Source organism: Prevotella multiformis DSM 16608, from assembly GCF_000191065.1.
GTDB classification, from domain to species: domain Bacteria; phylum Bacteroidota; class Bacteroidia; order Bacteroidales; family Bacteroidaceae; genus Prevotella; species Prevotella multiformis.
This window is the reverse complement of sequence record NZ_GL872283.1, coordinates 1,419,219-1,434,124: the sequence shown is the minus strand read 5'-3', so window position 1 is coordinate 1,434,124 and position 14,906 is coordinate 1,419,219. Positions and strand designations below refer to the sequence as shown.

Genomic DNA, 14,906 nt, shown 5'->3' with positions numbered 1-14,906 from the left:
TGGTCCGTTGCCGGACTTTAGACATTCGAATATATAATTTCAGTTTATGGCATTAGAAAATAAACCCAGAGTAAATTTCGCCAGCGTTAAGAATCCGTATCCCTATCCGGATTTCCTCGATGTGCAATTGAAGTCCTTCCGTGACTTCCTGCAGCTGGATACTCCGCCTGAGGAACGCAAGAATGACGGTCTGTATAAGGTGTTCGCAGAGAACTTCCCTATCACCGATACACGCAATAATTTCGTCCTTGAGTTCCTGGATTACTATGTTGACCCGCCAAGATATTCCATCGACGAGTGTCTGGAGCGCGGATTGACTTATAGCGTACCCTTGAAGGCTAAGATGAAGCTGTATTGTACGGATCCGGATCATGAGGACTTCGGCACGTTCATCCAGGATGTATTCCTGGGTACGATACCTTACATGACCAGCAACGGTACTTTTGTCATCAACGGAGCGGAGCGTGTCGTTGTCTCCCAGCTCCACCGTTCTCCGGGCGTTTTCTTCGGACAGGGTGTCCATGCCAACGGCACCGTCCTTTACAGTGCCCGTATCATCCCGTTCAAGGGGTCGTGGATTGAGTTCGCCACCGACATCAACAATGTCATGTATGCGTACATCGACCGGAAAAAGAAGCTGCCTGTCACCACCATGCTGCGTGCCATCGGTTATGAGACGGACCGTGACATTCTCCAGATCTTCGATCTCTGCGAGGAGGTGAAGGTCAACAAGAAGAACATGAAGGCTGCCATCGGCCGCAAGATTGCGGGTAACGTGATGAAGACCTGGACGGAGGATTTCGTGGATGAAGACACCGGCGAGGTGGTTTCCATCGAGCGTAACGAGGTGGTTGTCGAGCGCGAGACCGTCATCACGGAGGAGAATGTCGATGAAATTCTCGACAGTTCTGTATCCACCATCCTGCTCCATAAGGACGAGGAGGCTGCCAACAAATACTCCATCATCTTCAATACGCTGGCCAAAGACCCGAGTCACTCTGAGATTGAGGCTGTGAACTATATTTACCGGCAGCTGCGCAATGCGGATGCTGCTGATGATGCCAGCGCCCGTGAGGTGTTCCAGAATCTGTTTTTCTCTGACAAGCGTTATGACCTGGGCGAGGTGGGACGCTACCGTATCAACAAGAAGCTGAACTTGGATACGGATATGGATGTCCGCGTGCTGACAAAGGATGATATTATCGAAATCATCAAGTATCTGATCAGCCTGATCAATTCGAATGCCACGGTAGATGATATTGACCACTTGTCCAACCGCCGTGTCCGCACCGTGGGCGAGCAGCTGGCCAACCAGTTCTCCATCGGTCTGGCACGTATGAACCGTACGATCCGTGAGCGTATGAATGTCCGCGACAGTGAGGTGTTCCAGCCGACGGATCTGATTAATGCGAAGACCATCTCGAGTGTCATCAACTCGTTCTTCGGCACCAATCCGTTGAGCCAGTTCATGGACCAGACCAATCCGCTGGCGGAGGTCACACACAAGCGCCGTCTCTCAGCCTTGGGTCCTGGCGGTCTGTCGCGTGAGCGTGCAGGCTTCGAGGTCCGTGACGTTCACTATACCCACTATGGCCGTCTGTGTCCGATTGAGTCTCCTGAAGGACCTAACATCGGTCTGATTTCCTCCCTCTGTATGTATGCCAAGATCAACGACCTCGGTTTCATCGTGACGCCATACCGTTGTGTGAAGGATTCCAAGGTAGACATGGACAACAAGGATGTTGTTTTCCTGACAGCCGAAGAGGAGGAAGACCAGATCATCGGGCAGGGAAATGCGCCGTTGAATGCCGACGGTACATTCATCCGCGACACAGTCAAGTGCCGTCAGGATGCCGATTATCCGGTTGTGAGTCCGGAGGCCGTCAATCTTATTGATGTGTCGCCGCAGCAGATTGCTTCCGTATCAGCCGGTCTGATTCCTTTCCTGGAACATGATGACGGCCACCGTGCGCTGATGGGATGTAACATGATGCGTCAGGCAGTGCCGTTGCTCCACAATGATGCGCCGATTGTCGGTACGGGTCTTGAGAAGCAGGTCTGTGAGGACTCGCGTACGATGATCACCGCGGAGGGCGATGGTGTCATCGAATATGTAGATGCCACGACCATCCGCATCCTCTACGACCGGACGGAAGAGGAGGAGTTTGTCAGCTTTGAGCCGGCGTTGAAGGAGTACCGTATCCCCAAGTTCCGCCGTACCAACCAGAACATGGTTGTCGACCTCCGTCCGATCTGCGACAAGGGGCAGCGTGTCAAGAAGGGTGACATCCTCACCGAGGGCTATGCCACTGAGAACGGCGAGCTGGCACTAGGGCGTAACCTGCTGGTCGCTTACATGCCTTGGAAGGGATACAACTACGAGGATGCCGTCGTGATTTCAGAGCGTATGGTGCGTGAGGATGTGCTGACCTCTGTCCACGTTGATGAGTATTCGCTCGAAGTACGCGAGACGAAACGTGGCGTGGAGGAGTTCACGTCGGACATTCCGAACGTAAGCGAGGAAGCCACCAAGGATCTCGATGACAACGGTATTATCCGTGTCGGTGCCCGTGTGGAACCCGGCGACATCATGATCGGTAAGATTTCGCCTAAGGGCGAGAGCGATCCTTCACCGGAAGAGAAGCTTCTCCGTGCCATCTTCGGTGACAAGGCCGGTGATGTGAAGGATTCTTCTTTGAAGGCCAATCCTTCATTGAGTGGTGTCGTAATTGACAAGAAACTCTTCAGCCGTGCCATCAAGACACGCGAAAGCAAGCGTCAGGACAAGGCGACACTTGCCAAGATCGACGAGGAACAGGAGGCAAAGGTCAACGACCTGAAGGATCTTCTGGTAGATAAGCTGCTTGAGCTGACAGAGGACAAAGTCTCTGAGGGGGTCAAGGATTATTCCGATGCCGAGATCATCACCAAGGGCAGTAAGTTCACGGTTGCTGCATTGAAGAATCTTGATTATGAAGGAATCCAGTCTAACGGCTGGACGGACGACGAGCATACCAATCTTCTGATTCAGAAGCTGATCATGAATTACATCCGCAAGTACAAGCAGATGGATGCAGAGCTGAAGCGTAAGAAGTTCGCCATCACTATCGGCGACGAACTGCCGTCAGGTGTACTTCAGATGGCGAAGGTGTATATTGCCAAGAAGCGTAAGATTCAAGTAGGTGACAAGCTTGCCGGCCGTCATGGTAACAAGGGTATTGTCTCCAAAGTCGTACGTACAGAGGACATGCCGTTCCTCGAGGATGGAAGTCCGGTCGACCTGGTGCTGAACCCGATGGGTGTGCCTTCACGTATGAACCTCGGTCAGATCTTCGAGGCTATCCTCGGTGCTGCCGGTCGCAAGTTAGGCGTCAAGTTCGCTACTCCTATCTTCGACGGTGCCAAGCTCTCCGACCTGAAGGAATGGACGGACAAGGCAGGGCTGCCGAATCTCTGTTCCACGTATATCTATGATGGTGAGACCGGGGAGAAGTTCGATCAGCCGGCCACGGTGGGCATCACCTACTTCCTGAAGCTCGGCCACATGGTTGAGGACAAGATGCACGCCCGCAGCATCGGTCCGTACTCATTGATCACCCAGCAGCCGCTTGGCGGTAAGGCACAGTTCGGTGGTCAGCGTTTCGGAGAGATGGAGGTCTGGGCCATCGAGGCCTTCGGTGCGTCTCATGTCCTTCAGGAGATCTTGACAATCAAGTCTGATGATGTGGTCGGTCGTTCAAAGGCTTACGAGGCTATCGTCAAGGGCGAGCCAATGCCGACACCGGGTATTCCAGAGTCACTGAATGTTTTGTTGCACGAACTTCGTGGACTCGGTCTGAGCATCAAACTTGATTAATACGTACACCCCATAATAAGTAAAACATGGCTTTTAAGAAAGATAATAAAGTAAAGAGTAATTTCAGCAAGATTACTATCGGACTGGCTTCACCTGAAGAGATCCTCGAGAACTCCTATGGTGAGGTAACCAAGCCAGAGACCATCAACTATCGTACCTATAAACCAGAGCGTGACGGTCTGTTCTGCGAACGCATCTTCGGCCCTACCAAGGACTATGAGTGTGCTTGCGGTAAATACAAACGCATCCGTTACAAGGGGATAGTCTGCGACCGTTGCGGCGTTGAGGTGACAGAGAAGAAGGTGCGCCGTGAGCGTGCCGGACATATCGAACTGGTTGTCCCGGTTGCCCATATCTGGTATTTCCGTAGTCTTCCCAACAAGATCGGTTACCTTCTCGGCATGCCGACCAAGAAACTCGATGCTGTCATATACTACGAGAAATATGTCGTCATCCAGCCGGGTGTCGTTGAAGGCATGAAGAATGCCGAGACGGAGGAGGATCTGAACGGTTCTCATAAGTTCGACCTTCTTTCGGAAGACGAATACCTCGACATTCTCGACAACAAACTCCCTGAAGGGAATGAACGGCTGGACGACTCTGATCCCAGCAAGTTCATTGCCAAGATGGGTGCGGAGGCTGTTTATGATCTCCTTTCCGGAATTGACCTCGACCGCCTTGCCGGCGAATTGCGCGACCGTGCGACGACCGACTCCAGCCAGCAGCGCAAGACGGAGGCGTTGAAACGCCTGCAGGTCGTTGAAGGCTTCCGTCAGTCGATCGGCGTGAACAGACCGGAGTGGATGATCATGAAGATTATCCCGGTCACTCCGCCGGAACTCCGTCCATTGGTACCTCTGGATGGTGGCCGTTTCGCAACCTCTGACCTCAACGACCTCTATCGGCGAGTGATTATCCGCAACAACCGTCTGAAGCGGCTCATGGAGATCAAAGCCCCGGAGGTTATCCTCCGCAACGAGAAGCGTATGCTTCAGGAAGCGGTCGATTCCCTCTTCGACAACAGCCGCAAGTCGTCGGCTGTGAAGAGCGAGAGCAATCGTCCCCTGAAGTCTCTCTCTGACTCCCTGAAGGGCAAGCAGGGACGTTTCCGTCAGAACCTCCTCGGCAAGCGTGTCGACTACTCTGCCCGTTCCGTAATCGTTGTCGGGCCGGAGCTGAAGATGGGCGAGTGCGGCCTGCCGAAGCTGATGGCGGCCGAGCTTTACAAGCCGTTCATCATCCGCAAGCTCATCGAGCGCGGTATCGTGAAGACCGTCAAGAGCGCCAAGAAAATCGTGGATCGTCGTGAGCCAGTCATCTGGGACATCCTCGAAAATGTGATGAAAGGTCATCCGGTCATGCTGAACCGCGCCCCGACTCTTCACCGTCTTGGTATTCAGGCTTTCCAGCCGAAGCTCATCGAGGGCAAGGCCATCCAGCTGCATCCGCTGGCATGTACGGCGTTCAACGCCGACTTCGACGGTGACCAGATGGCCGTCCATCTCCCCTTGAGCAATGAGGCTGTTTTGGAGGCGCAGATTCTGATGCTCCAGAGCCACAATATCCTCAATCCGGCCAACGGTGCGCCGATTACCGTCCCTTCGCAGGACATGGTGCTCGGCCTCTATTATATCACCAAGCTCCGTCCGGGAGCCAAGGGCGAAGGTCTCTCTTTCTACGGCTCCGAGGAAGCCATCATCGCTTACAATGAGAAGCGGTGCGACCTCCATGCACAGGTAAAGGTCATCGTCGATGATATCGTCGACGGGAAAATACAGAAACGGATGGTGGAGACTTCCGTCGGCCGTGTCATTGTCAACCAGATTATTCCGACTGAGATCGGTTTCTTCAATGGCATCATCTCCAAGAAATCACTCCGTGGCCTTATCGCCGACGTTATCAAGGCTGTCGGTATGGCGCGTGCCTGTGAGTTCCTGGATGGGATCAAGAACCTCGGTTATCGCATGGCTTATGTGGCAGGTCTCTCTTTCAACCTTGACGATATTATCGTACCGGAGGAGAAGAAAGACATTGTCGGGAAAGGTCAGGACGAGGTCGACCAGGTGAAAGCCAACTACGAGATGGGTTTCATCACCGATAAGGAGCGTTACAATCAGGTGATTGATGCCTGGACACATGTGAACAACAACCTGAAGGCAAGTGTGATGAAGCACATGACCGAGGCCGATCAGGGGTTCAATGCCGTTTACATGATGCTCGACTCCGGTGCCCGTGGTTCCGCTGACCAGATCGCACAGCTTGCCGGTATGCGTGGTCTGATGGCGAAACCGCAGAAAGCCGGCGCCGAAGGAGCGCAGATTATTGAGAACCCGATTATCTCCAACTTTAAGGAAGGAATGTCCGTGCTGGAGTACTTCATCGCCTCCCACGGTGCTCGCAAAGGTCTGGCTGATACGGCCATGAAGACGGCCGATGCCGGATATCTGACCCGCCGTCTTGTTGATGTCTCCCATGATGTCATCATCAATGAAGAGGACTGTGGTTCTCTCCGCGGTCTTGAATGTCGTGCGTTGAAGAACGGTGACGAGACGATTGCTACACTCTATGAGCGCATTCTGGGGCGTGTGTCTGTACACGATGTCATCAACCCGACAACAGGTGACATTATCGTTGCTGCCGGTGAGGAAATCACCGAAGCCAAGGCGCAGGCCATAGAGGATTCGCCGATAGAGATGGTCGAGATCCGTTCCGTACTTACTTGTGAGAGCAAGAAGGGTGTATGTAAGAAGTGTTACGGCCGCAACCTTGCCACTGCCCGCATGGTACAGATGGGTGAGGCGGTCGGTGTCATCGCAGCACAGGCCATCGGCGAACCGGGAACACAGCTTACTCTCCGTACGTTCCACGCTGGTGGTGTGGCAGGTAACGCTGCTGCCAATGCGACGATTACAGCAAAGAGCGAGGCGAAGATCGAGTTTGAGGAACTCCGTACCGTACCTTTCGTTGACGACGAGGACAAGGAGTGTCAGATGGTTGTCAGCCGTCTGGCGGAGATTCATTTCATCGATCCGAACACAGGCATTGTCCTCCTTTCCGATAATGTGCCTTATGGTAGTTCTCTCTACTTCAAGTCTGGCGATACCGTCAGGAAAGGGGATGTCATCTGTAAGTGGGACCCGTTCAATGCCGTTATTGTCAGTGAGTATGCCGGTGTCCTCCGTCTGCACGATGTTGTGGAAGGTGTGACTTATAAGGCTGAGACCGACGAGGCGACGGGTCTTACCGAGCGTATCATCACGGACTCGCGCGACAAGACAAAGGTCCCGACGGTTGACGTTGTCAGGAAAGGTGCAAAGAAAGGGACCGACGGTCTCTATGCTCCTTCCGATATTCTTGGTACTTACAACCTCCCGGTAGGCGGTCACCTGGAGCAGGTTCTTCAGGATGGAGCTGAAATCAAGACCGGTATGACATTGGTCAAGATTCCGCGTTCTGTGGGCGGAGCAGGTGACATTACAGGTGGTCTGCCACGTGTCACCGAGCTGTTTGAGGCCCGTAATCCGTCTAACCCTGCCGTCGTATCTGAAATCGACGGTGAGATTACTATGGGCAAGGTAAAGCGTGGCAACCGCGAGATCATCGTGACTTCCAAGACCGGCGAGCAGCGCAAGTACCTCGTAAGTCTGTCCAAGCAGATTCTTGTTCAGGAGCATGATGCGGTCCGTGCGGGCACGCCGCTGTCCGACGGTATCATTACGCCGGCCGACATTCTGTCCATCATGGGACCGACGGCCGTTCAGGAGTATATCGTCAATGAAGTACAGGACGTATATCGTCTTCAGGGTGTGAAGATCAACGACAAGCACTTTGAGATTATCGTCCGTCAGATGATGCGCAAGGTGCGTATTGACGATCCGGGCGACACCACGTTCCTCGAGCAGGAGCTGGTCGACAAGCTCGACTTCGCCGAGGAGAACGACCGTATCTGGGGCAAGAAGGTTGTCACCGATCCGGGCGACTCCGAGAACTGCTACAAGGGGCAGATCCTCTCTGTCCGCAAGCTGCGTGATGAGAACTCGAGTCTCAAACGTCGTGACCTCAAGGTTGTTCAGGTACGCGATGCCGTCCAGGCTACGGCTACCCAGATCCTCCAGGGTATCACGCGGGCTGCCCTCGGCACGAAGAGCTTCATGAGTGCTGCCTCCTTCCAGGAGACGACCAAGGTGCTCAACGAGGCTGCGCTCCGTGGCAAAACCGATTATCTTGAGGGTATGAAGGAGAACGTCATCTGCGGTCACCTCATCCCTGCCGGTACGGGTCTTCGCCAGTGGCAGAAACTGGTTGTCGGTTCACAGGAGGAGCACGAACGTATGGAGGCCAACAAGAAGAATGTTCTTGACTATGCCAATCAGGAAGCAGAGACAGTACAGGAGTAATCCTTGTCTTTGATGTATGATATGGAAGGGGATTCGCAGCGATGCTGTGGATCCTCTTTTTCGTTGGCAGGCTGTAAGGAGTATGGAAAGGAATATCACTGACAGGCTGTAAGAGCAGGGGAAAGAATATCGGAACTTCCCCGCTATAGAGAATGTAAATCCTTTTTTCGTAGACTGAAAGGTGAAAACTTTGGAGACGGCCTTTGGTAACTGACTTGAAAGTGTTAACTTTGCAACAGTTAAACAGAAGTGTCATCTAAATCTTTTGAATGAAAATGGACAATAACAACAATCAGAATCAAGAAGGCCAGCAGTTGCAGATTGACCTTTCACCGGAAATCGCCAAAGGAGTTTATACCAACTTCCAGATAATCTCTCATTCAAGCTCAGAGTTTGTGCTCGACTTTGCCACGCTGCTTCCTGGCGTGCCGAAGGCAACCGTGACAAGCCGTGTCATCATCGCACCTGAACACGCATTGCGCCTCCTTGCTGCCTTGCAGGACAATGTCGTACGCTACGAGAAAGAATTTGGCAAGATCGACCGGCATGAGCCTGCTCGGGAGCCGCGTACCATCTCGCCTTTCGGAAAAGGGAAGGTTGAGGCGTAGGCGGGACTGGCAGAACTGGCGGTTCTAGCTGAACTAGCGACCCTAGCAAAGCTAGTAAATGCTAGGGCTGCTAGATTTTCATGGAGCCGTCAGGGTCGCTGTCTCCCTGCCATCCTTTCCGGCTTTTTTCTCAGCCTTGGGGCAGCGTTCTCCTGCCACAGCCTTTGGAGAAGAGCATCCTGTTCCCTGCGGTAGCCGGTACGGGCGGCATACATCTGCTCTTTGATGCCTCCCTGCTCCACGAATGTCTTTTGCAGGAACTCAAGATGTCAGCTCATCATACGGTCCGTGATATGCAGGGGCGTGACGGCAGTGTTGCAGAAGTCCTCGTCCGTCCGGCGGTAGAGTCTTTGCCAAGGTCGGTGGTCAGGGATGTCAACTCCGACCTTGCCACCGCCAATCCGGACGACCATCACCCTCCTGCTTGCATGGGGTGTCGTCATCTTCGGTTGCCATATCAGTGAGGTGAAGGACGTGAGCCGGAATACGTGGGTGTTTCTCATCCTTTCGGGTCTGTCCACCGGATTGTCATGGCTCTTCTATTTCAAGGCGATCCAGCTGGGCGATGTTTCCCGTGTGGTGTCGATCGACAAGCTGAGCGTGGTGATCACCATTCTGCTTGCCTTTCTCTTCCTGCACGAACAGCCGTCGTTGAAGGTTGTCATCGGCGCCGTGCTGATTGCGGCGGGCAGTATCTTTATGATTTTATGATGGGGTGGGGACTGTCCTGTGCATGGAAGTTTCCGCCCCTTTTTTGTGATGTCTCCTGTGCCTTCCGCATTTATGGAAGCCACAGGTCCTTTTCTGACGGACGTCCGTCAGGCTACTTCGCTTTCACATACAGGTTCGTATACTGGTAGTAGGCCTGCGCCTTGCGGACGAGGTTTCGGTCTGTCCGTCTGACAGGCTGCTCGTCGCAGGTGCCGTCCGGCAGCGGGCGCACGGCGTATTGCCGTATGTTGCGGACCGGAGAGAGTACGGTCAGGCGGCTGCCCTCCAGATAGCCCAGATCCTGATAAGTCGCCATGAACGCCCGGGGATGGTAGCTCGGGGAGAATACGTCCTGCCCGGCGAAACTCACACGGCTCTGCAGATGGAGTAGGGAGAGGACGGTCGGCATGAGGTCAATCTGCGAGCAGAGTTTCCCGACTTTCCCCGGCCGTACTATGCCCGGGGCATAGACCAGGCACGGAATGTGGTAACGGTCGATGGGCAGCGATGTCTTTCCCGCGCTGGAGGCGCAGTGGTCGGCGATGACGATGAACACCGTGTTCCTGAACCAGGCTTTCCTCTTCGCCTCGGCGATGAACCTGCCGATGGCATAGTCGGTGTATTTCACGGCAGCCTCCCGGGTGTTGGGGTCGCCGTCCACCTTTATCCGTCCGGCAGGGTAGGTGTAGGGGCGGTGGTTGCTGGTGGTCATGATCTGTGCAAAGAAGGGATGCCCCGAACGGCAGTCGGCATCAAATACCTGCAGGCTTTTCCTGAAGATATCCTCGTCGCAGACACCCCAGATGTTGGCGAAGGTCACCTGGCTGTCCGGGATGTCTTTCCTGTCGATGACCTCATAGCCGTTATGGCTGAAGAAGTCGCCCATATTGTCAAAGTAGCTGTCGCCGCCGTAGATGAACTGCGACTTGTAGCCTATGCGCGACAGCACGCTGCCTACGGACAGGTTTCCCATCCGGTTGGCTTTCCGCTTGATGATGCTCTCCCCTGCACTCGGCGGCAGACAGAGCGACAGGGCTTCCAGTCCCCTCACCGTCCTGTTGCCGGCGGCATAGAGGCTGTCGAAGACAAGGCTTCCCTGCATGAGCCTGTCCAGCTGCGGCGTGAGGTTCTGCCGGTTCCCGTATCGTGTGAGGAAGTCGGCGCTGAGGCTTTCCACGGTGATCAGGACGATGTTCGGACGCTGTGCCCCGAGACTGTCGCCGACGGTCTTCCTGCCGTTCTCGTCCAGTCCGCTTAGCTGCCGGTACAGTCTCACACACTCCTGCCGGTGCAGCATGGCGTAGAATTTGTCGTAGTCCAGCTTGTTGCTCTGGAAGGCGATGACGAAGTCGCACGCCCCGTTCTGTTCCAGTTGGGTGACATACTGGTTGTCGCTCTGCAGACTGTGCGTGCCCCATAGCATGAGGTAGGCGGTCGCTGCAAAGACCGCATACAGGGCCAGATGCACGGTGAGCATCTTTGCATTGTAAAGCCGGGTAATCTTCGGCCTGTAATGGCGCGACTGGAGGAAGATGATGCCTGCCGTGAGAAGCAGCGTGACGCCGATCATGGGGATGATGGCATACGACTCCATGATGTTCCCGATCACCTCGTGCGTGTAGACCAGATAGTCTACGGCGATGAAGTTGTACCTCACCCCGAACTCTCCCCAGAAGATGTATTCCCCTGCGGTGACGCACAGAAACAGGAAGACGTACACCGCCCAGGCGAAGTAGAGGGAAATCCGCCGCCAGGTCTCCCTTGTCTTCGGGACGAAAAAGCGGATGGAGAAGCTGAACAGCTTCCAGCCCAGGAAGATGCGGGCTATCTTGGGCGCACCGCCGCCATACTCGTGGAAGATGGTATGGAAGCACAGCACGTAGACGAAGGCCGCGGCCAGCAGCACTTCTATCACCCATCCCACGATGCGGTGGTATTTCCCCTCGTTCAGTCCGAGGTAGAGGATCTGCAGCGGCAAGGCGAGCAGGACGGCCATGCCGAAGTCGGCAAGCAGGCCGATGCCCAGCAGCCTGACCGTCTCTCCGATGGTGAAAGAGGCATCACCGGGTGCAGTGTACATCAGGATGATCCGCAGGAGAAATCCTGCGAGCATATACAATTTCAGAAAGCGGGTCTCGATGAGGAATACAGGGTTTCTGTAGATCAGTTTGTTCTTGTTCATCGTCATTTGTTTTCTGCAAAATTACATAAAATCCGTGGATAACGCAGCGGACGGAACAGAAAATTTCTTTGTTTTTTCCAGAGCAAAACGGAGAACCTATCGGATGCCGTTCTCTCAGGGGGAAACTGCAAGTTGATTCTACATCGGCAACGTGTTGTATGGTGTTTAGCACCCATTACCATTGGTGTTTAGCACTCAACACCATTGGTGTTTACCAATGACACCACATGAGATTGGCAACACCACATCGGCTGAAGGTGGGAGGAGTGGTTCATTATGGCCATTATGATGTATATAGTAAGACACTAATAGCTTTATATGGGAAATGTTTATTGGGCAGCACTATTTATCTTTTATCCACTAAAGTAAGGTGTTGTGGCTAAGATGTTTACTTCCTCCCTTACAAAGTATAAGACATTTTTTCTTTCTGTTTCTTTGTTTTTCAGAAATTAAAGTCTATTTTTGTGCAGGCATAAAACCATCATGATGAAACTTTTTGTACTGGTGGAGGTTCTCTTTTGCCGTGCTGATGGAAGGGAAAGTCAAGGTAGGAGAGTCCTGCATGTTGAGAAAATGGGTGATAGCTCTGATTATGAGGTACTTGTGATCCGTAGAGTATGAGGTCTGTGGCAAGAGACTTGTAGGCTTAAAGCGTGCCGTAGGGTAGTATCATCAACTAAAAGCTAAGTGTATGATGAATAGGATGAGGAAAGTGTTGGTCTTGTTCATTCTGTTGAGCAGTTTGATACAGAAAAGTACGGCAGGTTGCGTATGGAAAGGCGATTTGTATGTCTTTGATGGCATTGTATTGTATTTACTTGATGCTGACAAAGAAGATTTCATGTTTGAAGAACGAAATGATACTTTATATATCATGCCACAGACATACTTCACGCTTGATGGAGCAGGTCTTTTCTTCCCGGAGGACATCCATGTTGTAAATCTGCAGGAAACGATTGTTATCGGTGTCAAGCAGGAAACGACAGACGACACACCTGCTGTATGGTTGGAATTTTCTTCTGAAAGAAGCAGATTGGAGAAGCGTATGAAACAAAAGTATTTCCTCTGGACTTCTCAAGAACAGGAGGAATATTTATACAGGCATCACTGGGGGGCTGTTAAAGGGTTGTCTTTGCAGTTTCAAAAGATGTACTATAACAATATTCTGGAAAGACAGACCGAGTATAAGGAATGTTGTCCGGAGTATATTGAGCAGGCAAAGGACGTTCTTGCCATGAAAGATAAAGATTTTGCATCTTTCAGGCAGCTACATGCCTATCCTCAAATAAAGTATAGGACGGTTGCAATACAATATTGGAAGCAACAGGAGCGCAGGCATATAGTAGTTGTGGAGAAGCCACTGTAAGGTAAACGAAAAGAAAAACGAGTATGAAAGTCTTATTGTTTTTGTTGATGATTTTACCTTTTTGGGGGTATGCCAGCAGCGTGGCTTCGGCAGGGCATATTCTGAGAGGGAACGCAGAAGATGATGTCAAGAACTTCCTGAACATCAATGACAGGACTTCGGCATTGAGGTTTGCGGATGGCGAACAGATTATGTTGCCTTGTTTTTCCGGCGAAAACAACACTGAGTTATATGTGGTTTATTTTCTTGGTCGCACGGAGAAAGAACGAAATTTCTGGGATGTATATAATAAGAATGGCTATTGGAAGGGCAAAGACGCCGAACAGGCGTACAGATACGAAAAAGACATGGAACGCTATATCAATGCGAGAATAACGCGATATGACGTTTTTGCCATTGCCTTGAACAAGGAAATGGTCAAGGACATAAAAGGGGATGAATTCCAGCCAGACAGTAATGCTGTTTATAAGACATATCTGCTGACAAACGGGAAATGGATACAAACCGACAGTTTTAAGGTGCAGGATGCTCCGAAGGATACAGGTGAGTATCTTATGAATATATCAGGCAGAAACAATAAAAAGTTTCTTGAAGTGCTGGGAGACAGTCTGGTGTCTTTGCCGGACTTCTCTGATCGGGTTAATGGCTCTTGTGCTGCAGGCAGGGAGGATTGTGTACTTGATTGTCTGAGAGTGGATTATTACCTTTTGTCCTCCAGTCTCCGTATGCCGGTGGTGCAGTTGGATGCAGCACATAAATTGTTGTTCAAGAAGCGTAAAGAGAAACGTAAATCGGAAGAATACATAAAAGTCTATGCCTTGTTGTCTGTAAATGATAAGGTTACCGACTCTGTTCTCTGTTATGAATATTATAACAATGCCGAGACCCTGTCGGCTTATGAGCAGATATATTATATTGATACCGTTCAGCGCAGGATATGGACTGTTATGCTGACTTATGATGAGGAAAGTGCAGAAGCAGACGCTGCAAAAATTTACACGATAGATTTGGGCAGGAACTGCTTTGTCCAAGAAGTCGATACAAAGAATACTCCAGCAGATACGTTAAATAATGAATAAAAAGTTATTTATTGTTAACATGAGAGGCGCGGGGAATTATTCTTTTTCTTATTATTAGGTCATTTAAGGGAATCTTTGTACCTTTGCAACCCGAAACGACAGAGCAGATTATAAGGCTTTTTAAGCGTTCAGCTTGCGTTCGTAATGGATTGAAAATAAACAAAATAAATACATAACAATAAAAAGTAAAAATCATGCCTACTATTTCACAATTAGTAAGAAAAGGCAGAAAGGACATCGTAGACAAGAGCAAGTCTCCGGCTTTGGACAACTGTCCGCAGCGTCGTGGCGTGTGTGTTCGTGTTTACACTACGACTCCTAAGAAGCCTAATTCAGCAATGCGCAAGGTTGCCCGTGTCCGTCTGACCAACCAGAAGGAGGTGAACTCCTACATTCCGGGAGAGGGTCACAACCTGCAGGAGCACAGTATCGTACTCGTCCGTGGCGGCCGCGTGAAGGACCTTCCTGGTGTACGTTATCACATCGTTCGCGGTACGCTCGATACCGCAGGTGTCGCCAACCGTACGCAGCGCCGCTCCAAGTACGGTGCAAAGCGTCCTAAAGCTGGCAAGAAGTAACAGGAGACTTCAATCCATAAAGCCGGGGTGCAACGGCCGGTGATGGCCGATGCACCGAGGCTCTTCAAAAGAAGCAACTAAAAACAAACAGTTTTGCTGGAGATTTGTAATCACAAAGGTTGAGTAAAC

At 51.8% G+C, this 14,906-nt stretch carries 9 protein-coding genes; 8 read left to right on the top strand and 1 reads right to left on the bottom strand.

Annotation, left to right across the window (positions count from 1 at the left end; translation table 11 throughout):
- Positions 1 to 46: 46 nt before the first annotated feature.
- The 5 genes from rpoB to HMPREF9141_RS11285 all read left to right on the top strand — a co-directional run bounded on the left by rpoB (position 47) and on the right by HMPREF9141_RS11285 (position 9,572).
- Positions 47 to 3,856 (top strand): DNA-directed RNA polymerase subunit beta, encoded by a 3,810-nt coding sequence (gene rpoB, locus HMPREF9141_RS11300; RefSeq protein ID WP_007368891.1) that lies wholly within the window; start codon positions 47 to 49, stop codon positions 3,854 to 3,856.
- 26 nt (positions 3,857 to 3,882) lie between these two features.
- A complete protein-coding gene (gene rpoC / locus HMPREF9141_RS11295; protein ID WP_007368890.1) occupies positions 3,883 to 8,253 on the top strand; it encodes a DNA-directed RNA polymerase subunit beta' in 4,371 nt (1,456 codons plus the stop codon).
- A 275-nt stretch (positions 8,254 to 8,528) separates the two neighbouring features.
- Positions 8,529 to 8,861 carry a DUF3467 domain-containing protein gene (locus HMPREF9141_RS11290; RefSeq protein WP_040555087.1) on the top strand — a complete coding sequence of 111 codons (333 nt, stop codon included), beginning with the start codon at positions 8,529 to 8,531 and terminating at the stop codon, positions 8,859 to 8,861.
- Between the two features lie 164 nt (positions 8,862 to 9,025).
- A complete protein-coding gene (locus HMPREF9141_RS13940) occupies positions 9,026 to 9,325 on the top strand; it encodes a hypothetical protein (protein WP_257009604.1) in 300 nt (99 codons plus the stop codon).
- Positions 9,249 to 9,572, top strand: a complete 324-nt coding sequence (locus HMPREF9141_RS11285) for an EamA family transporter (protein WP_050788052.1) — start codon at positions 9,249 to 9,251, stop codon at positions 9,570 to 9,572. Before HMPREF9141_RS13940 ends, HMPREF9141_RS11285 begins: the two co-directional genes overlap by 77 nt.
- Before the next feature lie 112 nt (positions 9,573 to 9,684).
- Here HMPREF9141_RS11285 and HMPREF9141_RS11280 read toward each other — a convergent pair whose 3' ends face one another.
- Complete coding sequence (locus HMPREF9141_RS11280; RefSeq protein WP_007368886.1) at positions 9,685 to 11,760, bottom strand: LTA synthase family protein; 2,076 nt, start codon at positions 11,758 to 11,760, stop codon at positions 9,685 to 9,687.
- Between the two features lie 685 nt (positions 11,761 to 12,445).
- On the opposite strand from HMPREF9141_RS11280, the gene HMPREF9141_RS11275 reads away from it, so the two are divergent.
- The 3 genes from HMPREF9141_RS11275 (at position 12,446) to rpsL (ending at position 14,777) form a co-directional block, all read left to right on the top strand.
- Entirely contained in the window at positions 12,446 to 13,120 is a 675-nt protein-coding gene (locus HMPREF9141_RS11275) for a hypothetical protein (RefSeq protein ID WP_007368885.1), read from the top strand.
- Positions 13,121 to 13,143: 23 nt separating this feature from the next.
- Complete coding sequence (locus HMPREF9141_RS11270; protein WP_007368884.1) at positions 13,144 to 14,199, top strand: hypothetical protein; 1,056 nt, start codon at positions 13,144 to 13,146, stop codon at positions 14,197 to 14,199.
- A 194-nt stretch (positions 14,200 to 14,393) separates the two neighbouring features.
- Positions 14,394 to 14,777 (top strand): 30S ribosomal protein S12, encoded by a 384-nt coding sequence (rpsL, locus tag HMPREF9141_RS11265; protein WP_004371793.1) that lies wholly within the window; start codon positions 14,394 to 14,396, stop codon positions 14,775 to 14,777.
- The last annotated feature ends 129 nt before the right edge of the window (positions 14,778 to 14,906 follow it).